The 20,925-nt window shown below is 60.9% G+C and carries 20 protein-coding genes and 1 riboswitch; of the genes, 13 read left to right on the top strand and 7 right to left on the bottom strand.

Features of this window, described 5'->3' with window-relative positions; genetic code table 11:
- The first annotated feature begins 226 nt into the window (after window positions 1–226).
- Entirely contained in the window at window positions 227–1,648 is a 1,422-nt protein-coding gene (locus ON753_RS11955) for an 8-oxoguanine deaminase (RefSeq protein ID WP_265962775.1), read from the top strand.
- 42 nt (window positions 1,649–1,690) lie between these two features.
- Here ON753_RS11955 and ON753_RS11950 read toward each other — a convergent pair whose 3' ends face one another.
- Together ON753_RS11950 and ON753_RS11945 are read right to left on the bottom strand one after the other, a co-directional pair.
- Window positions 1,691–2,185, bottom strand: coding sequence for an FKBP-type peptidyl-prolyl cis-trans isomerase (locus ON753_RS11950; protein ID WP_265962773.1), 495 nt, complete (start codon window positions 2,183–2,185; stop codon window positions 1,691–1,693).
- Between the two features lie 180 nt (window positions 2,186–2,365).
- Window positions 2,366–2,932, bottom strand: a complete 567-nt coding sequence (locus tag ON753_RS11945) for a MarR family winged helix-turn-helix transcriptional regulator (protein ID WP_265962771.1) — start codon at window positions 2,930–2,932, stop codon at window positions 2,366–2,368.
- A 227-nt stretch (window positions 2,933–3,159) separates the two neighbouring features.
- On the opposite strand from ON753_RS11945, the gene ON753_RS11940 reads away from it, so the two are divergent.
- Together ON753_RS11940 and ON753_RS11935 are read left to right on the top strand one after the other, a co-directional pair.
- A complete protein-coding gene (locus ON753_RS11940) occupies window positions 3,160–4,149 on the top strand; it encodes a DMT family transporter (RefSeq protein ID WP_265962769.1) in 990 nt (329 codons plus the stop codon).
- Window positions 4,150–4,331: 182 nt separating this feature from the next.
- Entirely contained in the window at window positions 4,332–5,276 is a 945-nt protein-coding gene (locus ON753_RS11935) for a class I SAM-dependent methyltransferase (RefSeq protein WP_265962767.1), read from the top strand.
- Here the strand turns inward: ON753_RS11935 and ON753_RS11930 are convergent.
- From ON753_RS11930 to ON753_RS11920, 3 genes are all read right to left on the bottom strand, one after another.
- The gene (locus ON753_RS11930) at window positions 5,228–6,121 is read right to left on the bottom strand and encodes an ROK family protein (protein ID WP_265962766.1); all 894 of its coding nucleotides are present in this window, start codon (window positions 6,119–6,121) and stop codon (window positions 5,228–5,230) included. The two genes, ON753_RS11935 and ON753_RS11930, sit on opposite strands and share 49 nt — an antisense overlap.
- Before the next feature lie 2 nt (window positions 6,122–6,123).
- Entirely contained in the window at window positions 6,124–6,840 is a 717-nt protein-coding gene (locus ON753_RS11925) for a class II aldolase/adducin family protein (protein ID WP_265962764.1), read from the bottom strand.
- Between the two features lie 187 nt (window positions 6,841–7,027).
- Window positions 7,028–7,954, bottom strand: a complete 927-nt coding sequence (locus ON753_RS11920; RefSeq protein ID WP_265962763.1) for a pirin family protein — start codon at window positions 7,952–7,954, stop codon at window positions 7,028–7,030.
- 266 nt (window positions 7,955–8,220) lie between these two features.
- Window positions 8,221–8,346, top strand: a riboswitch (TPP riboswitch).
- 164 nt (window positions 8,347–8,510) lie between these two features.
- Here ON753_RS11920 and thiO point away from each other — a divergent pair.
- The 4 genes from thiO to ON753_RS11900 are packed head-to-tail and all read left to right on the top strand — an operon-like array spanning window position 8,511 to window position 11,050.
- A complete protein-coding gene (thiO, locus tag ON753_RS11915) occupies window positions 8,511–9,488 on the top strand; it encodes a glycine oxidase ThiO (protein ID WP_265962762.1) in 978 nt (325 codons plus the stop codon).
- Window positions 9,472–9,669 carry a sulfur carrier protein ThiS gene (gene thiS, locus ON753_RS11910; RefSeq protein WP_265962760.1) on the top strand — a complete coding sequence of 66 codons (198 nt, stop codon included), beginning with the start codon at window positions 9,472–9,474 and terminating at the stop codon, window positions 9,667–9,669. The genes thiO and thiS overlap by 17 nt, the downstream gene beginning before the upstream one ends.
- Before the next feature lie 5 nt (window positions 9,670–9,674).
- Complete coding sequence (locus ON753_RS11905; RefSeq protein WP_265962758.1) at window positions 9,675–10,448, top strand: thiazole synthase; 774 nt, start codon at window positions 9,675–9,677, stop codon at window positions 10,446–10,448.
- Complete coding sequence (locus tag ON753_RS11900; protein ID WP_265962756.1) at window positions 10,445–11,050, top strand: thiamine phosphate synthase; 606 nt, start codon at window positions 10,445–10,447, stop codon at window positions 11,048–11,050. Before ON753_RS11905 ends, ON753_RS11900 begins: the two co-directional genes overlap by 4 nt.
- 35 nt (window positions 11,051–11,085) lie before the next feature.
- Here ON753_RS11900 and ON753_RS11895 read toward each other — a convergent pair whose 3' ends face one another.
- A complete protein-coding gene (locus ON753_RS11895; protein WP_265962754.1) occupies window positions 11,086–11,967 on the bottom strand; it encodes a LysR family transcriptional regulator in 882 nt (293 codons plus the stop codon).
- Window positions 11,968–12,221: 254 nt separating this feature from the next.
- Between ON753_RS11895 and ON753_RS11890 the strand changes: the two genes are divergently transcribed.
- From ON753_RS11890 to ON753_RS11880, 3 genes are all read left to right on the top strand, one after another.
- A complete protein-coding gene (locus tag ON753_RS11890) occupies window positions 12,222–13,721 on the top strand; it encodes a CoA-acylating methylmalonate-semialdehyde dehydrogenase (RefSeq protein ID WP_265962753.1) in 1,500 nt (499 codons plus the stop codon).
- A 126-nt stretch (window positions 13,722–13,847) separates the two neighbouring features.
- Entirely contained in the window at window positions 13,848–14,291 is a 444-nt protein-coding gene (locus tag ON753_RS11885) for a methyltransferase family protein (protein ID WP_265962752.1), read from the top strand.
- A gap of 2 nt (window positions 14,292–14,293) precedes the next feature.
- The gene (locus tag ON753_RS11880) at window positions 14,294–14,890 is read left to right on the top strand and encodes a TetR/AcrR family transcriptional regulator (protein WP_265962750.1); all 597 of its coding nucleotides are present in this window, start codon (window positions 14,294–14,296) and stop codon (window positions 14,888–14,890) included.
- Window positions 14,891–15,092: 202 nt separating this feature from the next.
- Here the strand turns inward: ON753_RS11880 and ON753_RS11875 are convergent, their stop codons facing one another.
- Window positions 15,093–15,551, bottom strand: a complete 459-nt coding sequence (locus ON753_RS11875; RefSeq protein ID WP_265962748.1) for a hypothetical protein — start codon at window positions 15,549–15,551, stop codon at window positions 15,093–15,095.
- 22 nt (window positions 15,552–15,573) lie between these two features.
- On the opposite strand from ON753_RS11875, the gene cydD reads away from it, so the two are divergent.
- From cydD to ON753_RS11860, 3 genes are all read left to right on the top strand, one after another.
- Window positions 15,574–17,286: a thiol reductant ABC exporter subunit CydD gene (gene cydD / locus ON753_RS11870; RefSeq protein ID WP_265962746.1), complete on the top strand. Its 1,713-nt coding sequence runs from the start codon at window positions 15,574–15,576 to the stop codon at window positions 17,284–17,286.
- Window positions 17,283–18,950, top strand: a complete 1,668-nt coding sequence (cydC, locus tag ON753_RS11865; RefSeq protein ID WP_265962744.1) for a thiol reductant ABC exporter subunit CydC — start codon at window positions 17,283–17,285, stop codon at window positions 18,948–18,950. Before cydD ends, cydC begins: the two co-directional genes overlap by 4 nt.
- Window positions 18,951–19,319: 369 nt before the next feature.
- The gene (locus tag ON753_RS11860) at window positions 19,320–20,924 is read left to right on the top strand and encodes a cytochrome ubiquinol oxidase subunit I (RefSeq protein ID WP_265962743.1); all 1,605 of its coding nucleotides are present in this window, start codon (window positions 19,320–19,322) and stop codon (window positions 20,922–20,924) included.
- Window position 20,925 lies beyond the last annotated feature (1 nt).

Here is a 20,925-nt window from a genome sequence, read left to right as displayed (position 1 = left end):
GCACCGCGGAGGCACGGGGGAGGGCAAGCGGATTCCTCCCGGCTCGCTCAGGCACCATTCATTAGTCTTTCTGGACACCTAAAAAACGGATGCCGCGCGAGGGGGCCGCATTTTCAGAAATGGCCTTAAGGTCCTTCGCGTTTGAAACAATGGTTCGGGACCGCTCAAGCGGTTAAGCTGCCGGCAGTTTCGCAGGTTGCAAACTTCCCCCACCGAAAGGCTGCCGATGGTCCAGACGCTGTTGCTCAAAAACGCCGACATGCTCGTCACGATGGATGGTACACGCCGCGAGATTCCAGGGGGCGGGCTCTATGCGGAAGATGGCGTCATCAAGCGCGTCGGTCTTTCAGGCGAATTGCCGGAAACGGCCGACAATGTGATCGATGCCCGCGGGCAAATCGTTTTGCCGGGCTTCGTGAATACGCACCATCACCTCAACCAGACGCTTACCCGCAATCTGCCGGCGGCGCAGAACAACAATCTGTTTGCCTGGCTGCAGGCCCATTACCGGATCTGGGCAAGAACCAATCCCGAGGCCTCTCGGGCGAGCACGCTGATCGGTCTGGCGGAACTGGCTTTGTCCGGCTGCACCACCGTTTTCGACCACACCTACCTCTTTCAGAGCGGCAACAAGGTCGACTACCAGATCGAAGCGGCGAAGGAACTTGGCGTGCGGTTTCACGCAAGTCGCGGCTCCATGTCCCTGGGCGTCAGCAAGGGCGGTCTGCCGCCGGACGAGTGTGTGGAGGACGAAGAGGAAATCCTGAAGGACAGCATTCGGGTAATCGACCGCTATCACGACGCGTCCTTCGCCGCGATGACCCGGATCGTCGTTGCGCCCTGTTCGCCGTTCTCCGTCTCGGAAAACCTCCTGCGCGAAAGCGCGCGGCTGGCACGCGACAAGGGAGTGATGCTGCACACCCATCTTTGTGAGACCTACGACGAAGAGCGCTACACGCTTGAACACTTCGGCAAGCGGCCGGTGGAATGGATGGAGGGGCTGGAGTGGACCGGTCCCGACGTCTGGTTCGCCCATGCCGTTCACGTGGATGATGATGAAATCAAGCTCTTTGCCAGAACTGGATGCGGGGCGGCCCACTGTCCCTGTTCCAACATGCGGCTCGCCTCCGGCATTGCGCCGGTGAAGAAATACATGGCGGCCGGCGTGAAAGTCGGGCTTGGCGTGGACGGGTCGGCAAGCAATGACAGCTCCAACATGCTGCTGGAGGTCCGCCAGGCAATGTTGCTCGCACGCCTGCAACTTGGCCTCCTGCCGCCGGAGGGCCCGCGCAGGCATGCCTTGCTTCCGCCTTCGCACCCCTTGCGCGCCGGGGAATGGATGACCGCCAGGGAGGCGCTGGAACTGGCGACGATTGGAGGCGCTTCAGTGCTGGGACGGGACGATATAGGCTCTTTGGAAACAGGCAAGTGCGCCGATTTCTTCACGCTGGATCTGAATACGGTCCAATTCGCCGGCGCGCTGCACGATCCCGTCGCGGCCGTTGTTTTCTGCGCTCCGCAAAAGGTCGAAACCACGGTCGTGGGCGGGCGCGTGGTCGTCGATGGCGGCGAGATCGTTACGATGGATATGGCACCGGTTGTTGAAGCGCATAACCGCCTGAGCCTGGCCCTCACATCGGAAATCTGAACTCCGGGCCTTCACGGCCAAAGCGTGTCAATCGTCTGCGCATCATAATGCCGTGACCCGCCATTCCCCGGCGAACCGGGTAGCGGTGGTGGCTGTGCCCTCAGTCGGTTCAGCCTCGAGCCTCCCGCCATCGAGAGCGGAGAACTTCTTGGCTTTGACCTCGAGAAGCTCGATCTCGAATTTCAGCGTTGCGTCGGGCGGAATGATCCCTCCGGCGCCCCGGGAACCGTAGGCCATGTCCGGCGGGATGATCAGTTCGCGCTTGCCGCCGACCTGCATGCCTTCAACCCCCTTTTCCCAGCCGGGGATGACTTTGCGCTCGCCCAGGGTGAAGGAAAAGGGTTCTCCGCGGTCGAGACTGGAATCGAACTTGGTGCCGTCCATCAGCCAGCCGGTATAGTGCACCACCACCGTTTCGCCGACATTGGCCTCCTCGCCAATGCCCTTTTCAATGTCCCGTATCTGCAACTCATCCTGAGCGACCGCGGGCATGATGAGCACCGCCGAAACCAGGATGCCCGAAATCCACTTAATCATTGCGCTTCTTCCTGTTCTTGCCGGAATGCAGCCTAGCCTGAAAATCGGTGATCGGCGGGCGAATTGCAACTCAAGGCAATTTGACCTGCTCGAGTGGGAAACAATGGAACTTTTCCGTCTGCCGGGGAGGCTGGCACGCAATGATCGCCGTTCATGGTTTTCCGGAGCCGACGAATTGCATCACGGCGTCTTTTTCTCGTTCGCGGCGCGTATAAGTTTTTCCAGAAGCCTGGAGAGCTGCAACTGTTCCTTTTCCGACAGGCCGTCGACAGCTTCATGCTGGGTGTTGATATAGTCCGGCATCTTGCTCTTGATCAGATCAAGACCTTTTCCGGTCAGGCAGACGGTGAGCGCCCTGCGATCATCGGGGTTGGGGCATCGCTCGACCAGGCCGGCCTTCTCAAGCTTGTCCAGCCGGGCCGTCATGCCGCCCGAACTCATCATGGTGGTGCGGTAAAGCTCGGTCGGGGACAGCTTATAAGGCGGACCCGAGCGCACAAGGGTGGCAAGCACGTCGAACTCGCCGAATTTCAGGCCGATATCCGCATAGGAAGGCACCAGATAGTCCCGGCTCATGACATGTGCGGCTTCGTTCAGCCGTCCGAGCAGCACCATAGGCTGCAGTTTGTCGGCAAGTTCGGGCATTTCCTTCTGCCATTGCCGGCGGGCCCGTTCGGCGCGGTCGACCAGGATATCCTCAGGATCGCCGAATAGATGCTTCTGCGGGCTCTTCGATTGCGTAGTCATGACGGGTCCCCCGAAAGCGCACCTGTGTACCGAATTCATCTAAGTCTCAGGAAAAATTCGAGTTTTCAACAGAGTTGCGATCAGAATCCTCCGATCTTTGCTCCTGGAAGTCAACACTTTGCAAGAATCTTTTAGAAAAGTATCTTGAAATAAAGATACTTATGATTATGTTTCGTTCACACCGGGGGAGCCGGGCACGAGCGCCCGCAAAACGGAAGGAAAATCTGATGTCGGACATGAGCAGACCCAACCTGCAACCGGCGAAGCCGGCCGCCGTGCACGCGCCCACGCCTATGAACAAAAAAGGCGCAGAGATGTTCGAGCAGCCGCTCGTCCTGTTGCTCGTCGTCGGCGGGTTCCTGGCGGTTTCCACCGTGATTGCCAAGGCGGCTCCGGCCATTGGCTGGCATCCCCTGGCGCTGTTGCAATGGTCCGTTCTCGGCGGAGCGATCGGCCTTTTCGCCCTGACGCGGCTCTGGGGGCGCAAGGGTGAGCAGGTCGCGAAGCCTGCGGCGGCCGGCGATCGGAAGCGCTTCGCGATCTATCTGATTTTCAGCGGGTTACTGTTCATAGCCCCCAACATGATTGCCGTCGTTGCCGCGTCAAAGGTCGGCGCAGGCTTCGTTTCCCTGAGCTACGCCTTCCCGCTGGTGCTGACATACGCAATCGCGGTCATCCTGCGGCTGGAACGGTTTCAACTCTTGAGGGGCACCGGTGTCCTGTTCGGCCTGGTGGGCGGCGTTCTTCTGGCAGTCTCGGGCTCTAAGCTTTCGGTTGAAGCATCCTGGTGGAGCATTTTTGCGCTGTCCATTCCTGTGTTTCTGGCAACGGGAAATATCTATCGGACCCTCAAATGGCCCAAAGGCGCCACGCCGGTCGACCTGGCCCTGGGGATGATGGCAACCGGGTTTCTGGCGCTGGCCATATTCACCGCGGCCATTGGCATTCCCGTTGTTCCCTCAGGCTGGAGCCCGGAGGCGGTCGGACTGCTGGCCGCCCAAATGGCCATCTTCGCCCTTCAATACGGTCTCTATTTCCGTCTTCAGCAAACGGCCGGACCGGTGTATCTCAGCCAGATCGGCTCCGTCGCTGCGGTTATCGGTCTTGGGCTGGGCTTTCTGGTCTTTGGCGAGATTCCCAATGCCGCAAAGCTTGCCGCCGTTGCCAGCGTCGGTGCGGGCATCGTTCTGGTCACATTGGGGCGTGTGAAGGCGTGATAAGACCGGGTTGGCTTGTTCAATGAGAACGGTGGTCTCAAATTTCAACCGACGGCCATGAGAGAAACGTTTCTCGATCAAAGTGAGCCGAGAAATCTTTCTTCTGCCCGGCAGGGTTGTTTGACAGATGCTCAACCGGTCGGCTACCAGCGATAAATTCTCAACTACGCAGAGCCGGCCTCATGCTGTTCGATATCAACAAGACAAATTACAAATACAGGGAAAACTTCGACGAGTTTCCCGATATCGAAAAGCACTCCTTCCAGTTCACGAAATGCACGTGTGGCGCCACTGAATCGATTGTCGTTTCCACTGTGTCGCGCCACAGGAATTTTCTTCCTGTCGTTGCTTGCACTAAGTGCGGCACGTTGCGCGCAAATCCCTATTTTACGGAAGAGACCGCCTCGCATTATTACCGGAATGTGTACGGGAACACACACCGGCGTGGCAGGCCCCCAAAGGAGCTTTTTGAGGAACAGCGCAGAAAGTCAATCGCGCCGTTTCTGTCGGACGTAGTGGAAGATTTCGACAGCGTTCTGGACTATGGCGGCGGGGCAGGCGGTCGGACAGCAGACTTTCTGACCGCGGGAAAACCGGTTTCTCTCCACGAAGTTGAGAGCAACTACAGCCAGTACGCCTACGACAACGGCATTCTTCCCTACGATAAAGAGAAGAAATACGATCTCGTCGTCGTTTCGCACGTGATCGAACACATGATCGATCCGGTCAGGCAGATCAACGAGATCATTTCACAGTGCTGCCGTCCGGATGGCCTGCTGCTGGTTGCAACGCCCATTATCGACCGTCAACCGGCCCGGCAGTGGCTGCAGCACTTCCACATCGCCCACAAATACTACTTCACTCATGACGCCCTGATCGGCCTCATGGCGGGCCTTGGGGGCAAGCTGGTAAAATATAACGGCAATGATTCCTTTCTGTTCAGATTGGGCGCCGAGACGGACGCCGACGCCATAGGACAGCTCTATGCGCGAAGCGCCGAAAGGATCAGGAAGGCCATCGAAGCCGAACTCAGGCCCTCAAGAAGGAGCTTGCTGAGTTTCTTCAGGTTCTGGCGCCCTCATTCCCACAGCCAGGCAGCGCCGCGAACGCCGGAACTGTCGCCGTGAAAGGCCTTGCGGATCGGCGTGTCGAACCTGTCTGAGAAGATGTAGGGCAGCATCGCCGGCGGAAGGTCGTCGTAGAGCTCGTCGATATTCGACATGCCGCCGCCAAGCACGAATACGTCCGGGTCCAGGAGGTTTGCAGACATGGCAAGCGCGCGGGCAAGGCGGCTCACATAAGCTGTATAAACCTCATTGGCGACCGCATTCCCGGAGCGCTTCAGCGCCATGATCTCGTGCCCTTTGAGAAGCGTCCCGGTCCGTTCCTGGTAGTCGAGCTGAAAGCCGGTGCCCGAACACCAGCGATCGATCACGCCCTTGTGGCCGATCCAGCTGTCGGGACCCGGAAACTCTTCCGGCTTGAGCCAAGGGACCGAGATTGCACCCCATTCGCCGCCGATCCCGTTTGCGCCCAGATGGGCCTTCGCGTCGATCGCGATTCCCGACCCGCAGCCGGTGCCGATGATGATGGCATGCACCACGTGGGCTCCGGCTCCGGCACCGTCGGTTGCCTCGGAGACCGCCAGGCAGTTCGCATCGTTTTGAATACGCACCTGCCGGCCGAGGACCCTCTCCAGGTCCTTGTCCAGCGGCTTGCCGTTCATCCAGGTGGAATTCGCGTTCTTGACGAGACCGGTCTTCGGTGAGAGGGAGCCGGGAATGCCGAGACCGAGCGTGCCGCTCTGGCCGGTTGCCCGTTCGGCAGCCTCCACCAGCTGCTTGACCGCAAGCAGACAGCCTTCGTAGTCGTTCCGGGGCGTGTCGAGACGCTGCCTGAACAGCTCTTTTCCCTCGTTGGAAAGAGCAATGATCTCGATCTTCGTACCACCCCAATCAATTCCGAGCCGCATCCTCATCCCACCCGTTTCGGCAATTCGAAAGCGGCCGACTGACCCTCTTCGAATTCGTTCGTCTGCTTGCCGTAGCTTTTGAACTTTCTCAGGATATCCGCCATCTCGGCGGCATCCAGAATGACCGGCTCCCCCAGTGCCAGAGCGGAAAGGTATTGATCCGCCAGATCTTCAATTCCCTCGGCGACGGCCAGGGCCTTTTGCAGCGTCGGTCCGCCCGCAATCTGCCCGTGATTGGCGAGGAGGCAGGCGTTGCGATCCCCCAGTGCCGCGATCATTGCGTCCGAAAGGGCCCTGGTCCCGAAGCTGGCATAATCCGCGCACTCGATCCGGTCGCCGCCGGCCAGCGCCACCATATAGTGAAAGGCGGGAATGCCCTTGCGATGGCAGGCAAGTGCGGTCGCCCGCGGGCTGTGGCAATGGACGACGGCTCCGCAAGCCGGTTTCGCCAGATAGAAATCCAGATGCATCCGCCATTCTGAAGAAGGCAGGATATCGCCCCGGTAACAGCCTTCCAGATCCAGCGCGACGATCCTGTCTTCGCTCAGGACTTCATAGGGCGTGCCCGAAGGTGTCAGCAGGAACCCGGAACTGGTGCGCGCGCTGACATTGCCGGAAGTTCCCTTTGTCAGTCCGAGCCGGGTAAACGCGCGCGCGGTTTCGATGATTTCGCGGCGCAGCTCCGCACTGTCGTCTGGAAAGAGAGGTTTTTCGGGCATTTGTGTTTTCACAGGTCAAAACTTTGGAAGCCGGATCCGACAGATCACGGAACAGGCGCCTAGATGACAGACATCCGGCTGTGTTTTCAAGAGACTGGCCGGATAAAACCTGAGGAGCGGAGCGGAAAGGGCTTGAACGGCGGACTTTCCCACGCCCCTCGTTTTGAAGATGCCGGAATCTCGCGGTCTACCGGTCGGGAAGGGGAATAAAGTCTTCCGCATCCCCCGGCACCGTGTCGAACCGGCCCAGGCGCCAGTCTTCCTTGGCCTGCTCGATACGCTCCTTTGAGGAAGAGACGAAGTTCCACCAGATGTAGCGGCGGCCGTCCATCGGCGCGCCGCCGAGGACAACGAACCGGGCCGGATCGGGCGAGGTGTTCTCGATCACCAGATGGTCTCCCGGTTTGAAGACCAGCAGCTGCGCCGGATCGAAGCTTTGCCCGGCAATGCTGATGCGGCCGGAAACCGTATAAAGGCCGCGCTCTTCCCAACCGGCGTCGAGAGGAACCTTCGCGCCCGGTTCGAGAGAGATGTCGGCGTAAAACAGCTCCGAAGCCGTAGTGACCGGCGCCTTGTGACCGTAGAGCTCGCCGGCGATCAGTTTGACAGAGGCGCCCTTGTCGGCGAATTGCGGTTGTTCCTCCGTGCCGAAATGCTGGAAGGCCGGCGCGCCTTCTTCCAGGTGTTTGGGCAGCGCGACCCAGCTCTGTAGGCCGAAGAGCGGACGAGTCGAAAGCTTGCGCTCCGCCCGCTCACGCTCTGAATGGACAATGCCCTTGCCGGCACTCATCCAGTTGAGGGCGCCCGGCGCAATGGCGATTTCCGTGCCGAGGCTGTCGCGATGATAGAGCTCGCCCTCGAAAAGGTAGGTCACGGTTGCCAGGCCGATATGCGGGTGCGGGCGCACGTCAATGCCGCCGCCGACCAGAAGCTCGGCCGGTCCCATCTGATCGAAGAAGATAAACGGGCCCACCATCCGGCGCCTTGCCGAGGGCAGCGCGCGGCGCACGGAAAAGCCGCCGAGATCCGACGTTCTTGGAACGATAATGGTCTCGATCGGGTCACAGCTTGCAGCGTTCCCCGGAATGGGATCCGGACAATTCAACCAGCTCATCTGCCTCTCCTCGACTTGTATTTGACTTCATTAGATTGGGTGGAACGGCAGGAGATGTCCATTGAACAGTCCGTTTCCGGCTTCCCATTCGCGTTGGACGGAGGTGACCCATCGCGAGCCGCCGCATCATCTGACCGTCTACCGGCTGCAGAGCCGTGCAGAGGTCGGGGCTTTTCTGGCCGGCTTGAGTCCCTAGATATGGAGAGAGGCCGCCGGATCACCCGGCAATGGCACCTTGACAGGTTGCTTGCACTGGCGGCACAAGGTGATTTCACCCGGGGTGCCCCGAAAGGGGCTGAGATACTGCTGGGCGCGATCCGGTCGTGCAGCGCAGGGACCCGAAGAACCTGATCCAGGTCATGCTGGCGAAGGGATGGTGTTTGCCAGAACCGGCAGGTCCCCGACACGGGCGCACGGTCACACCTCATCCCGCACCGGTATGACGAAGCCAGGCAAAGCGTCGAGTGACTTTGCGGGAGATATCCGGAGTGCATACAGCCCGACTTCTGACATTTGCCCGTGCGGCGGCCCGGCCCGCGACCGCTAGAGGCATTTCATGAGAGTGCTGATCCGGGGCGCTGGAGTGGCCGGGCTGACGCTGGCCCGGGAACTCTCCAGGCGCGGTGCGAAAGTCATTGTGGTCGAGAAAAACAAGGACCTTGGCGGCAGCGCTTCCTGGCTCGCCGGTGGCATGCTGGCGCCCTGGTGCGAGCGAGAAAACGCGGAAGAGGACGTACTCACATACGGCAAGACGTCCTTGGACTGGTGGTCGGATGCCGTGCCCGGTCACGTCGTGCGGCACGGAACGCTTGTGGTGGCGCCGCCGCGCGATACGGCCGAGCTCGGCCGGTTCGCGGCTCGCACCACCGGTCACAACTGGCTGGACGGACACGGTATCGCGGCGCTGGAACCGGATCTGGAGGGGCGGTTTTCAAAGGCGCTGTTCTTTCCGGGCGAAGCGCATCTCGACCCGAGAAGAGCCCTGAGCTGCCTTAAGGCGAAGCTGGTCGAAAGAGGTGTCCGGTTTATCTTCGACGGAGAGGCGGCCTCGATCGCTGCCGATTTCACCGCCGATTGTACGGGCATGGCTGCAAGGGACCCGGATCTGCGAGGCGTTCGAGGGGAAATGCTGATCCTGCATGCGCCCGACGTTGCGCTGTCCCGTCCCGTGCGTTTTCTGCATCCGCGCATTCCCGTTTACGTGGTGCCGCGGGAGGGAAATCATTTCATGGTCGGGGCGACCATGATCGAAAGCGACGATACCGGACCGATCAGTGCCCGTTCCGCAATGGAACTGCTCAACGCTGCCTACAGTCTCCACCCGGCCTTTGCCGAGGCAAAGATCGTAGAGACGGGAACCGGCGTTCGTCCGGCCTATTCCGACAATCTGCCGCGCATTGTCCGGTCGGGACGGACATTGTCGCTCAACGGTCTTTACCGGCACGGCTTCCTGCTGTCGCCCCATTATGCCGAAGAGGCCACCAATCAGATCCTTTCTTTCTCAAAGGAGAACGACCTTGAAGCTCACCATTAACGGCCAGGAGCAGGAAGTTTCCAGCGAGACGCTGGCCGCATTGCTCGACGAACTGGCCTACGATCACGAGTTTCTGGCCACAGCCCGCAACAGCGACCTTGTTGCCGCGGAAGACAGGGCAGATTGCCCGCTGGCGGAAGGTGACCGGATCGAGATTCTGTCGCCGATGCAGGGAGGCTGAGCGCCATGGTTGAATTCTACGGCGAGAAAGTCTCCTCGCGCTTTTTGCTCGGCACAGCGCAGTATCCGTCGCCGAAAGTTCTGGCGGATGCGGTAAGGGGCTCGGGGGCCGAAATCCTGACCGTTTCGCTGCGCCGGGAAACGGCGGGAAACGGGGCCGGCGGCAAGTTCTGGGAGCTCATCCGCGAATTGAATGTGCGGGTGCTGCCGAATACCGCCGGATGCCACTCCGCAAAGGAGGCCGTCACAACCGCCAAAATGGCGCGGGAGCTGTTCGGGACCGACTGGATCAAGCTGGAAGTCATCGGACATCACGACAGCCTGCAGCCCGACGTCTTCGCGCTCGTCGAAGCCGCTCGCATTCTGACGGAAGACGGTTTCAAGGTGTTTCCCTATACGACGGAAGACATCATCGTCGGCGAAAAGCTGCTGGAGGCTGGCTGCCAGGTGCTGATGCCGTGGTGCGCGCCGATCGGTTCGGCAAGAGGCCCGGTGAATCCGGATGCCTTGAGGGCTTACCGGGCGCATTTTCCCGGCATTCCCCTTGTGGTCGACGCGGGTCTGGGCAGGCCCTCGCATGCGGCGCAGGTTCTGGAACTGGGCTTCGACGCGGTGCTGCTGAACACGGCCGTTGCGAAGGCCGGCAATCCGGTTGTGATGGCGGAAGCCTTTGCCAGAGCCATCGAGGCCGGCCGTCTTGCCTATGAAGCGCAACCGCTCGAGCCGCGCGACATGGCAGTCCCTTCCACCCCTGTTATCGGCATGGCGGTATTTGAATGAAACTCGACCCGTTTTACCTGATCGTCGACAGCTCCGAATGGATCTCACGGCTGATACCGCTCGGCGTCAAGCTTGTGCAACTGCGGATCAAGGACAAGCCGGAGGCTGAGCTCCGCAAGGAAATCGCCGCGTCCAGAACGATCTGCGAAGACCATGGCTGCCAGCTTGTCGTCAACGACTACTGGCAGCTCGCCATCGACGAAGGCTGCGACTTCGTCCATCTCGGCCAGGAAGACCTTGCGGATGCCGATACCGGTGCGATCCGAAAAGCCGGCCTTCGTCTGGGCGTGTCGACCCATGACGGAGACGAACTGGACGCCGCGCTTGCCGCCTGTCCGGACTACGTCGCGCTGGGCCCGGTCTATCCGACCGTTCTGAAAAAGATGAAATGGGCGCCGCAGGGCGTCGAGAAGATCGGCAAATGGAAGCGCGCGGTCGGCGGTCTGCCGCTCGTCGCCATAGGCGGCCTCAAGCCGGAACGGCTGCCGGGCGTCTTCGAAAACGGCGCGGACAGTGCCGCCGTCGTCACCGACATTACGCTCAATCCGGATCCGGAATCCCGGACGAGGGAGTGGATTTCCGCAACGCAGAAGTGGCGGTAGGGGCAGGGGCTGAAGGGCCCCCTGCGATCGTGGCCCTATCCGAACATCATACGGTCTTGCGCGACCTGGTCGCGCAGGAAATCCTGGACCGCTGCCACATTGCGCAAGGGGCGCGAGCTTTCGTGGGTGACCATCCAATAGGCGCGGCGGAGCTTGATGTCAGGCATGACAGGCACAAGGAGCGGGTGCGCGCGCGCGATGAAATCGTGCAGGATACCGATGCCTGCGCCTGCGCGAACGGCTTCGGTCTGGCCAAGCGCGGAAGCGATCTCGAACCGGGCCGACCAGTCCCTGGTGATCTCCGTGCCGTAATTGAGCGAGGGGGAATAGACAAGATCTTCCACGTACCCGATCAGATCGTGTGCGCTTAAATCGCCTGGCTGTTCAGGCATGCCGCGTTTTTCCAGATAGCCTTTCGAGGCATAGAGGCCGAGCGCATAATCCACCAGCTTGCCGGCCACGAGACGGCCGGTGTCCGGACGGTCGATCGTCACCGCTATGTCCGCTTCGCGTCTGGACAGCGAGAAGGAGCGCGGGACCGGCACCAGCTGGACCGTAAGGCCCGGGTGTCTTTCGGTCAGCTTTCCAAGGCGCGGCGCAAGATAGGCAACGCCGAAGCCGTCCGGTGCTCCGATGCGGACCGTGCCGCTGACGCCGGGGGTGTCGCCGCCCAGGTCCGCCTCCGCCGCAACGGCCTCCGCTTCCATCCGCTCCGCCCGCTCGAAAAACCGGCTGCCGCCTTCGGTCAAAATGCAGCCGGATGTGGAACGGTCGAAGAGACGTGTCCCGAGGCTCTCTTCCAGAGCTGTCAGCCGGCGGGCGACCGTTGCGTGGTTCACGCCAAGCCGCCGTGCCGCGGCAAGGATCTGACCGGTGCGGGCAATGGCGAGAAAAATGCGAATGTCGTCCCAGTTCATGCTGTTGGGTTCCCTAATCAGAGAAGAGCCGGATCGCTCACTCCGCAACGCTCGGTCCCGCCGCCCTCATCAGGGATGACAACACGGGCCGTGTTTGAGAAGCTGAGCGAAAATGATGTGCCATAACTATAAAAAATGCACAACGGCTCCGGAATACTGGAGCTTGTTTGTAGCAAAAATAAAAGTCAGAAAGGATGCAGTTTTGAATGCGGTCAGTCGATCCGTATTGCTCAGAGCTGATGGGAGAAACGCACATGCAGAAAATCGGTCATTTCATTGGCGGCAAGCACGTGGAGGGCACGTCCGGCCGCTACGCCGACGTCTACAATCCGGCAACCGGCGAAGTTCAGGCACAGGTGGCCCTGGCCAGCCAGGCCGAAATGGATGCCGCAATTGCCAATGCCGCGGCCGCACAGCCGGCCTGGGCGGCCACCAACCCGCAGCGCCGCGCTCGCGTGATGATGAAGTTCGTCGATCTTCTGAACCGCGACATGGACAAGCTCGCCGAAGCGCTTTCCCGTGAACACGGCAAAACGCTCCCGGACGCAAAGGGCGACGTGATCCGCGGCCTGGAAGTGGCCGAGTTCTGCATCGGTGCGCCGCATCTGCTCAAGGGTGAATTCACCGAAGGCGCGGGCCCGGGCATCGACATCTACTCAATGCGCCAGCCGCTTGGCGTCGTTGCCGGCATCACGCCGTTCAACTTCCCGGCCATGATCCCGATGTGGAAATTCTGCCCGGCGATCGCCTGCGGCAACTCCTTCATCCTGAAGCCGTCAGAGCGCGATCCGTCCGTGCCGATCATGCTGGCCGAACTTATGATCGAGGCCGGACTTCCCGCTGGTGTGCTGAACGTCGTCAACGGCGACAAGAGCGCGGTTGACGCGATCCTCGACGATGAAACTATTCAGGCCGTGGGCTTTGTCGGCTCCACGCCGATCGCGCAATATGTCTACTCGCGGGCAACCGCTTCCGGCAAGCGGGCGCAGTGCTTCGGCGGCGCCAAGAACCACATGATCATCATGCCGGACGCCGATATGGATCAGGCGGCCAACGCTCTGATCGGTGCCGGTTATGGTGCTGCCGGCGAACGCTGCATGGCCGTTTCGGTCGCGGTTCCCGTCGGCAAATCCACCGCCGATGCCCTGATCGAAAAGCTGACGCCGAAAATCGAAGCGCTGAAGATCGGCCCTTACACTGCCGGAGACGACGTCGATTTCGGTCCGCTGGTCACCAAGGAAGCCCTGGCCCGCGTCAAGGGTCTCGTCGACCAGGGCGTGAAGGCAGGTGCGACGCTCGTGGTCGACGGCCGCAACTTCTCCATGCAGGGCTACGAAAACGGCTACTTCATGGGCGGCTGTCTGTTCGACAACGTCACCAGGGACATGGAAATCTACAAGACCGAGATCTTCGGTCCGGTTCTGTCCGTTGTCCGCGCCGAAACCTATGAGGAAGCGATCGATCTGCCGCTCAGCCACGAATACGGCAACGGCACGGCAATCTTCACCCGCGATGGCGATACGGCCCGCGATTTCGCATCGCGCATCAATATCGGCATGGTCGGCATCAACGTGCCGATCCCGGTGCCGCTCGCCTACCATACCTTCGGCGGCTGGAAGAAGTCCGGCTTCGGTGACCTGAACCAGCACGGTCCGGACGGGTTCAAGTTCTACACCCGCACCAAAACCGTGACCTCCCGCTGGCCTTCGGGGCTCAAGGACAATGCCGAGTTCGTCATTCCGACGATGAAGTAAGCCGCCGCAGGACAAGCAAACGGCTCAGGCGCTCCCCGGTTCACACCGGGGAGCATATTTTGGCTTGTAAAATGATAAAAGATAGATTTTATCATTTATCATCTTTTGATTTAGGGAGAGATGGCAATGCCGCAGATTATACCGCCGGTTCTGGTGCTCGTGCTGGGACTGTTGATGATACCGACAACGTTACTGGTTCCGGGCGCGCCGATGATATCGGCGCCGTATCAATGGATCGGGCTGCCAATTGCGGCCGCCGGTCTGTTTGTCCTTATGAAAGCGCACCGGACGTTCCGACGGGAAAAGACTGAGATTCATACGTTCCGCCAACCGCGCAAGCTCGTCACGTCAGGGATTTATCGACTCTCCAGAAACCCCATGTATCTTGGGTTTCTGCTGCTCCTGACGGGGATAGCCATCTGCACGAATGAGGCGCTGAACCTGTTTTATGCGCTCGCGTTTCTTCTCGTATCGCATTTCTGGTACATCCCCATCGAGGAACGCAACGCCGCCGGAGTGTTCGGGGCCGCCTACGACGATTACCGAAGCCGTGTCCGAAGGTGGTTATAGAGATGCCGAGACCCAGGGCCGACAGCCGGAAGATACGGCAGACCTTGCTTGAGGCGGCGGAGAAGCGTCTCGCCAAATACGGATCGAGCCGTATCTCCGTGACGGAACTGGCTGCGGAATGCGGCATGTCGCAATCGAACGTCTACAGGTTCTTTCCCAACAAAGCAGCATTGATTGCAGCTCTTGCGGACCGATGGTTCGTTGATATTGAGGCCGAGCTACGCAAAGCCATTGACTCGGCAGACAACTGGCAGACCAAACTGCAGCAGTTTGTACTCGTCCAGCTTGCCCTGAAGTCATCCCGCTTCGATCAGGATCCCCAACTCTTTCGGACCTATCTCGCATTGGCGGAGAAACACCCTGAGCCGGTCCTTCTGCATGTGGCGCGCCTGGAAAACATGCTGACCGCAATCCTGTCGGCTGCGTTTGACCGCGAGTCCCTGGACGCGGCCAGGACGATTTTTGAAGACGCAACGCAGATGTTCAGGGACCCGTTTGCCATCGCCAGACTGCGGCCGCGATGTACACCGGAGCGTGCCCGACAAGTCATATCCATGGTAACAACGGAACTGGAGCGCCGGCTTGAGTGGGCTCCGTAGGCCGGGGTGTTGCCCGGCCTGCGGAGCCCCTGATGCAGGCTGTCAGGCGGCGTTCGCTTCGGCCTCGACCATCCGGTCGGCCCGGTAATGCGACATGGACACGAGCCCGTCGATTTCGGCCATCAGGGCGGCAAAGCCCGGATCCTTCATGACTTTCTCCGCGGCCGCTTTGGCAGAGCCGAGATCCCGCCACACGACCACGTCAGCGAACTGGCCGGCCTCGTCGTGAGATCTCGTAGGCCGTCCAGGAAATGAAACCCTCGTAGTGCTTGACGGTCTCTTGTGCGGCACGCCGGGCGATACGGGCTTTGTCAGCGTCTTTGACTTTGAAAATCACCAGTTCGAGGCAAGGCGTGTTCATGTTCATCTCCATGTTTTGAAAGGGAAAGTCCCGTTCCGCCTTCATTGCACACTGCTGCTGACAACCTGCTGTCAGCAGTCTTGCGGCGTGTTGCCGCCGGCTGTGAAAATGATAGGGGTCCGCCCGTACTGGCGCTTGGGTCATGGGCGGGGTAAGAGGGATGCGAAAGGCCGTGGCAATCTGCCACTTGCTTTCGCGAGGGAGGCGCGACATCACGAGCCAGATGAAGAATGGTGACACGTCAGCGATCGGCAGCTCCGGAATGACCGTCGGGTCGAAACCGTCAGACTGCCCGGGCATCGGTCAGCCGCAGGAAGAAGAATTGAGGGCGCTTCAGAGGTCCGGCCGCCTGCATGGCCTTTCCGACCTTTTGTGGATCCCGCAAGCCGGCCTGGTTTCCCTCGCGCTCGGCGCGTTGCTGGCCAGCGTTACCGGCGGTCAGGACAGCGACGCGGCACAATTGCTGATGTCCAACCCTGTCGTCTGGGCGATTGCCGGATTGCCTTTGCTCGCCCTGTTCAGAACATGGCTCCAGACGAGGGCCTTGAACATGGCTCGCCAGACGGCGCGCGCTATCCAGGGCCGGGCACGGGCGGAGGTATTGCGGGCCGCCGTTCAGCGTTCGCCCGCGGCCGCTTTTCCGTCCTCAGGCGTTTTTGCTGCCCAGCTTACCGAACAGGTCGACCTTCTCGGCCCCTATTACCGCAACTACGTCCCTCAACTGATACGCTTGAAGCTGGTGCCGTTCGGGATCGTGCTGGCAACGGCCGTTTTCAGCTGGCTCGCGGCCTTGATTCTGCTGGTCTGCGGGCCACTCATTCCGCTCTTCATGGCCCTGATCGGCATCCGGGCCAAGGCCGCCAGTGCAAACCAGCAGGAAGAGCTCACCCGGCTCAGCGGCCTTCTCATGGACCGGATCCGCGGCCTTGAGACCCTCATTCTGTTCGGTGCGGTCGAGCGCACGCAGGACGACATCCGTGACGCCGGGGAGCGGTTCCGGACCGGCACCATGCGCGTCCTGAAAATCGCCTTCCTCTCGTCCACGGTGCTTGAGCTCTTTTCCGCACTCGGCATTGCCTTTTCCGCGGTCTATGTCGGCTTTTCGCTGCTGGGCGACATTGAAGCAGGCAACTGGGGTGCCCCGCTCGGCTATTCCACCGGCCTCTTCATCCTGCTTTTGGCACCGGAGTTTTTTGCGCCGCTCAGGGCTTATGCCGCCGCCTATCACGATCGTGCCGGCGGGATCGCGGCTCAGGAAAAACTGGCCGCGCTGCTTGGGGAAATCACGGAGCAGGAGGCCGTCCCTGCCAGTCATGAACGCCCCGCTGCGTCGTGTAAGGCAGGTCTGGCTTCACCGCCCTCCATTCACATCGCCAAGGTGACACTTGAGCTCGGGGGACGGCGGATCTTCAGTGATCTGGATCTCTCCCTGGCCGCCGGGGAGACGGTTCTCCTGACGGGACCGAGCGGCAGCGGCAAGACGACCCTGATGGACTGCGTTCTCGGGTTTCACCGGCCGGTGATGGGCGAAGTCCGGGTCAATGACTTCGATGTGCAGGAGGTTGCCGCCTTCTTGCGCCGCAACGTGATCTGGCTCGGCCAGGCGCCGCGGCTGCACCACGGCAGCCTGAAGGCCAATCTGCTCAAAGGGGTAGAGAACCCGGGCGCGGTATCGGAGGACACACTCTGGGCTGCCCTTCGCCTGGCTGGCGCGGAAGGTCTGGTCCAGCGCTTGCCGAACGGGCTTGCAACGCCGCTTGGCGAAGACGGCTTTGGCCTTTCAGTGGGCGAGATCCGGCGCGTGGCGCTGGCCCGCGCCGCCATGCGCCAGCATGGCGGACTGCTTCTTGCGGATGAACCGACCGCTGGTCTGGATGAGGAAACCGCCGCGGATGTCATCAGAGGACTGAAAATCCTGGCGAAGGACCGGACGGCTCTGATTGCCACCCATGACCCGGCGGTCCTGGCGATCCCTGGCCGGCGGCTGGAGCTTTCCAGCCTGACGGCAATGGCAAGGGGAGAGGCCGTGTCATGAAGGCCGTATGGCAACTGGTTCTGGTCCAGCACCGTCACGACAGGCTCCATTTCTGGCTTGGCATCCTGGTCGCCATACTCCCGGCCGCTGCCGGTATCGCGCTGCTCGGCGTCTCCGGGTGGTTTATCACCGCCGCGGCCGTGGCGGGGCTTTCCGGAGCCTTTTTGAATATCTTCGCGCCGAGCGCAATCATTCGGGCGCTGGCGATCATCAGGACCGGCGGGCGCTACGGCGAGCGGATGCTGACCCATGACGCCACGTTCCGATTCCTGACCGCGCTCCGGAACAGGCTTTTCAAGGCCTATGTGGCCATCGGCACCCGTGGGCGCCGATCGGGCGTGCTGCTGAACCGGCTGACGATGGACATTGCCGAACTGGACAAGCTCTATCTGCGGCTGGTGGTTCCGCTTGCCCTTGCCTCGGTGGTTGCCCTCGGCCTCCTGTCGGTCTCGGCGGTGGTATCCCTTCCGGTTTTCCTGACTGGTCTGATTTTCCTGGGGGCTTGGGCCGCGCTTTCCTGGATTTCGTTTTCGCGCTCCGACAGGAAAGTGGCGCGGCGGGCGGATGCCGCGTCGGATGCGATGCGGCTCAGGGCCGCCGATCTTGCCGCCGGGCGCCGGGATCTCGCCATCTATGGCGGGTTGGACAAGGCGGCCGAGACGATCCTGGCGGCTGAACAACGGCTGACGGCGGCCGAAGAGGCCGAAGAGCGCCGGGCGACATGCCTGACCTCGGCCTCGGCATTCGTCGGACAGGCTTTTCTTGCCGCCTCGCTCGCTGTTTGCATCTGGGGAGCGGAAGCCGGCACGTTCAGCACACCCTTTGCCGTCGGTCTCGTCCTGGTCGTCGTCGCCCTGCCGGAACTGTTCTCGATGATTCTGCCGGGCCTAGCCCGGCTTCCCCGCATCAGCCTGGCAGCGGAAAGAGTGCGCGATCTCTTGTCCGCAGAGCCGCGGGATGCACGGTCCTCGACTTCTCACGATGCTTCCGGGCAGGTGCGACCGAATGCACCGAAGCTCTTGTTTGAGGACGTCACCTTTCGCTATCGCGGAGCGAAGCGGAACGTGCTTGACGACATCTCGCTGGAAGTCGGTGACGGAGAAGTGGTGGCGATTGCCGGTCGCAGCGGTTGCGGCAAAAGCACTGTCGCCGCACTGGCATCGCGCATGCTTTTGCCTGAGTGCGGCCGCATCCTGCTGAATGGCCGCGATATCCGGCAGCTCGACGAAACGGTTCTGCGCCGATCCGTCACGGTGCTCAGCCAGCGTCCGTATCTGTTTAACGACACCGTTTCCGCCAACTTGCGCATCGCCAGGCCCGCTGCGACCGACGCAGAGCTATGGATTGCACTGCAGCATGCTGCCTTGGCGGACCGGATTGCCGAAAGCGCTCAAGGCTTGCAAACCGTCCTGGGCGAAGGCGGGTTGGGGCTTTCCGGCGGCGAGCAACGCCGCCTGGCACTGGCACGTGCTTTTTTGACGTCGCCGGAGATTTTCATTCTCGACGAAATGACCGAAGGGCTGGACGGTGAAACCGCCTCCGACGTCCTTGCCCGGTTCCTCAAGCACCGGGGCAATTCTTCGGTCCTGATGATTGCCCACAAGCAGCAGGAGCTCAGGGCGGCGGATCGGATCCTGCATCTGCCGGAGCCGCGGACGCCCTGACTTTCGCCGGGCCGCGGGGCCCCGCCGTCCGCGCGCCGCCAATGCTGTTGCGATTTCCGGTTGTTGACTTCCATGTGTCGCATTGACCTTGCAGGATCGGTAGGCCACGATCCCGAATGTGAAGACTCACATGTCAGACCGGTTCACTCGTGTTTGTGGCTACAAATCCATATCTCTCCGCAGAGCCCGCCGGTTCGCTTACGGTCGGCGCCATGTGTGTTCGCTCACTCGGACCAACCTGCCTTCTTTTGAAAATTCATGAATGCAAGTTGATCGGTTTATTGGTCGGATAACTCCGCGTTGACCTGAACGCTGGATGCTCCGGCATCGTGCTCAAGCCGTCGGGCCGGCTTGAAAAGGGGGAATACGATGGAACTCGACGTCGTCGACCTGTCCCGGCTGCAGTTTGCCATGACAGCGCTCTACCATTTCCTGTTCGTGCCTTTGACGATCGGGCTTGCCGTTCTGCTTGCGACGATGGAAACGGTCTATGTGATAACCGGACGTGAAATCTGGAAGCGCATGGTCAAGTTCTGGGGCACGCTTTTCGGGATCAACTTTGTCCTGGGCGTTGCGACGGGTCTGACCATGGAGTTCCAGTTCGGCATGAACTGGGCCTATTTCAGCCAGTATGTCGGCGATGTATTCGGTGCGCCGTTGGCAATCGAAGGCCTGATGGCCTTCTTCCTGGAAGCGACGTTTGTCGGGCTCTTCTTTTTCGGCTGGGACAAGCTGTCCCGGCGCCAGCATCTGGCCGCCACGTGGGCGGTCGCTATCGGGACCAACCTTTCCGCCCTCTGGATTCTGATCGCCAACGGCTGGATGCAGCATCCGGTGGGCTCAGTGTTCAACCCGGACACCATGCGCATGGAAGTCTCCAGCTTCTATGACGTGCTGTTCAACCCGGTTGCCCAGGCGAAGTTCGTGCATACGGTCTCGGCCGGCTATGTGACCGCCGCAATGTTCATGCTGGGGGTTTCATCCTGGTATTTGCTGAAAGGCCGGCATCTGCAAATCGCAAAACGGTCCGTGGCGGTGGCTTCCGCCTTCGGTTTTGCTTCGGCCCTTTCGGTGGTCGTTCTCGGCGATGAGAGCGGGTATGAGGCAAACCTGAACCAGAAGATGAAACTCGCCGCCATAGAGGCCATGTGGGAGACCGAACCCGCACCGGCATCTTTCAACATCGTCGCCTGGCCGGACATGGAAAGCCGCAGCAACGTCTTCGCCATCGAAGTACCCTATGTGATGGGCCTCATCGCGACCAGGTCGCTGAACGAGGTCATTCCGGGCATCAAGGAACTGGTCGAGCAGTCCAGGGACCGCATCCGGCAGGGGGCGATCGCCTGGGACGCCCTGCAGAAGATCCGCAACAACGAGGAAGGTGCCGGCGAGGATGTCCGCGAAACCCTGCGGCAGAACGTCAACTCGCTTGGCTATGCCTATCTGCTGCTGCCCTATACCGACAATCCGATGGAAGCGACCACCGAGCAGGTGGACGCTGCGGCGTGGTCGACCGTGCCGGAGGTCCTGCCGATATTCTATTCCTTCCGGATCATGGTGGCCTGCGGCATGTTCTTCATCCTGTTCACCGCGGTGTTCTTCTACTATTCCTCCGCTGGAAAACTTGATTTCGTGAGGCAGCGCCGCCGCTGGTTCCTGCATATCGCGGTCCTCGCCATTCCCTTGCCCTGGATCGCCAGCGAGATGGGCTGGATCGTAGCGGAATACGGCCGCCAGCCCTGGATCATCGAGAGCATGCTGCCGACATCGCTTGGAGTTTCCAGCCTGTCGGTGGGGGAGATACTGCTCACTCTGATCGGTTTCGTCGCCCTTTACAGTGTGCTGCTCGTTATCGAGGTCGCGCTGCTGGTCAAATACATCAAGATCGGCCCGGAAGACGATGAACCGGCTGACGATCGCCCCACATCCACATCCCGGTCGGGTTCCCGTACGAATGCGGCTGCTGCGGAGTAAA

This window comes from Roseibium salinum (genome assembly GCF_026240905.1).
In the GTDB taxonomy this organism is placed as follows: Bacteria; Pseudomonadota; Alphaproteobacteria; order Rhizobiales; family Stappiaceae; genus Roseibium; species Roseibium salinum.
This window is presented reverse-complemented; position numbering and strand designations above follow the sequence as displayed.

What these genes read in the sequence shown, in the direction of transcription:
- ON753_RS11940 (WP_265962769.1), top strand. Translation starts at nt 3,160, where the DNA reads ATGTCGGACATGAGCAGACCCAACCTGCAACCGGCGAAGCCGGCCGCC.
- ON753_RS11875 (WP_265962748.1), bottom strand. Translation starts at nt 15,551, where the DNA reads ATGCCCGGGCAGTCTGACGGTTTCGACCCGACGGTCATTCCGGAGCTG.
- ON753_RS11945 (WP_265962771.1), bottom strand. Translation starts at nt 2,932, where the DNA reads ATGACTACGCAATCGAAGAGCCCGCAGAAGCATCTATTCGGCGATCCT.
- ON753_RS11885 (WP_265962752.1), top strand. Translation starts at nt 13,848, where the DNA reads ATGCCGCAGATTATACCGCCGGTTCTGGTGCTCGTGCTGGGACTGTTG.
- ON753_RS11920 (WP_265962763.1), bottom strand. Translation starts at nt 7,954, where the DNA reads ATGAGCTGGTTGAATTGTCCGGATCCCATTCCGGGGAACGCTGCAAGC.
- ON753_RS11935 (WP_265962767.1), top strand. Translation starts at nt 4,332, where the DNA reads ATGCTGTTCGATATCAACAAGACAAATTACAAATACAGGGAAAACTTC.
- thiO (WP_265962762.1), top strand. Translation starts at nt 8,511, where the DNA reads ATGAGAGTGCTGATCCGGGGCGCTGGAGTGGCCGGGCTGACGCTGGCC.
- ON753_RS11930 (WP_265962766.1), bottom strand. Translation starts at nt 6,121, where the DNA reads ATGCGGCTCGGAATTGATTGGGGTGGTACGAAGATCGAGATCATTGCT.
- ON753_RS11905 (WP_265962758.1), top strand. Translation starts at nt 9,675, where the DNA reads ATGGTTGAATTCTACGGCGAGAAAGTCTCCTCGCGCTTTTTGCTCGGC.
- ON753_RS11860 (WP_265962743.1), top strand. Translation starts at nt 19,320, where the DNA reads ATGGAACTCGACGTCGTCGACCTGTCCCGGCTGCAGTTTGCCATGACA.
- ON753_RS11900 (WP_265962756.1), top strand. Translation starts at nt 10,445, where the DNA reads ATGAAACTCGACCCGTTTTACCTGATCGTCGACAGCTCCGAATGGATC.
- ON753_RS11955 (WP_265962775.1), top strand. Translation starts at nt 227, where the DNA reads ATGGTCCAGACGCTGTTGCTCAAAAACGCCGACATGCTCGTCACGATG.
- ON753_RS11950 (WP_265962773.1), bottom strand. Translation starts at nt 2,185, where the DNA reads ATGATTAAGTGGATTTCGGGCATCCTGGTTTCGGCGGTGCTCATCATG.
- ON753_RS11895 (WP_265962754.1), bottom strand. Translation starts at nt 11,967, where the DNA reads ATGAACTGGGACGACATTCGCATTTTTCTCGCCATTGCCCGCACCGGT.
- ON753_RS11880 (WP_265962750.1), top strand. Translation starts at nt 14,294, where the DNA reads ATGCCGAGACCCAGGGCCGACAGCCGGAAGATACGGCAGACCTTGCTT.
- cydC (WP_265962744.1), top strand. Translation starts at nt 17,283, where the DNA reads ATGAAGGCCGTATGGCAACTGGTTCTGGTCCAGCACCGTCACGACAGG.
- ON753_RS11890 (WP_265962753.1), top strand. Translation starts at nt 12,222, where the DNA reads ATGCAGAAAATCGGTCATTTCATTGGCGGCAAGCACGTGGAGGGCACG.
- ON753_RS11925 (WP_265962764.1), bottom strand. Translation starts at nt 6,840, where the DNA reads ATGCCCGAAAAACCTCTCTTTCCAGACGACAGTGCGGAGCTGCGCCGC.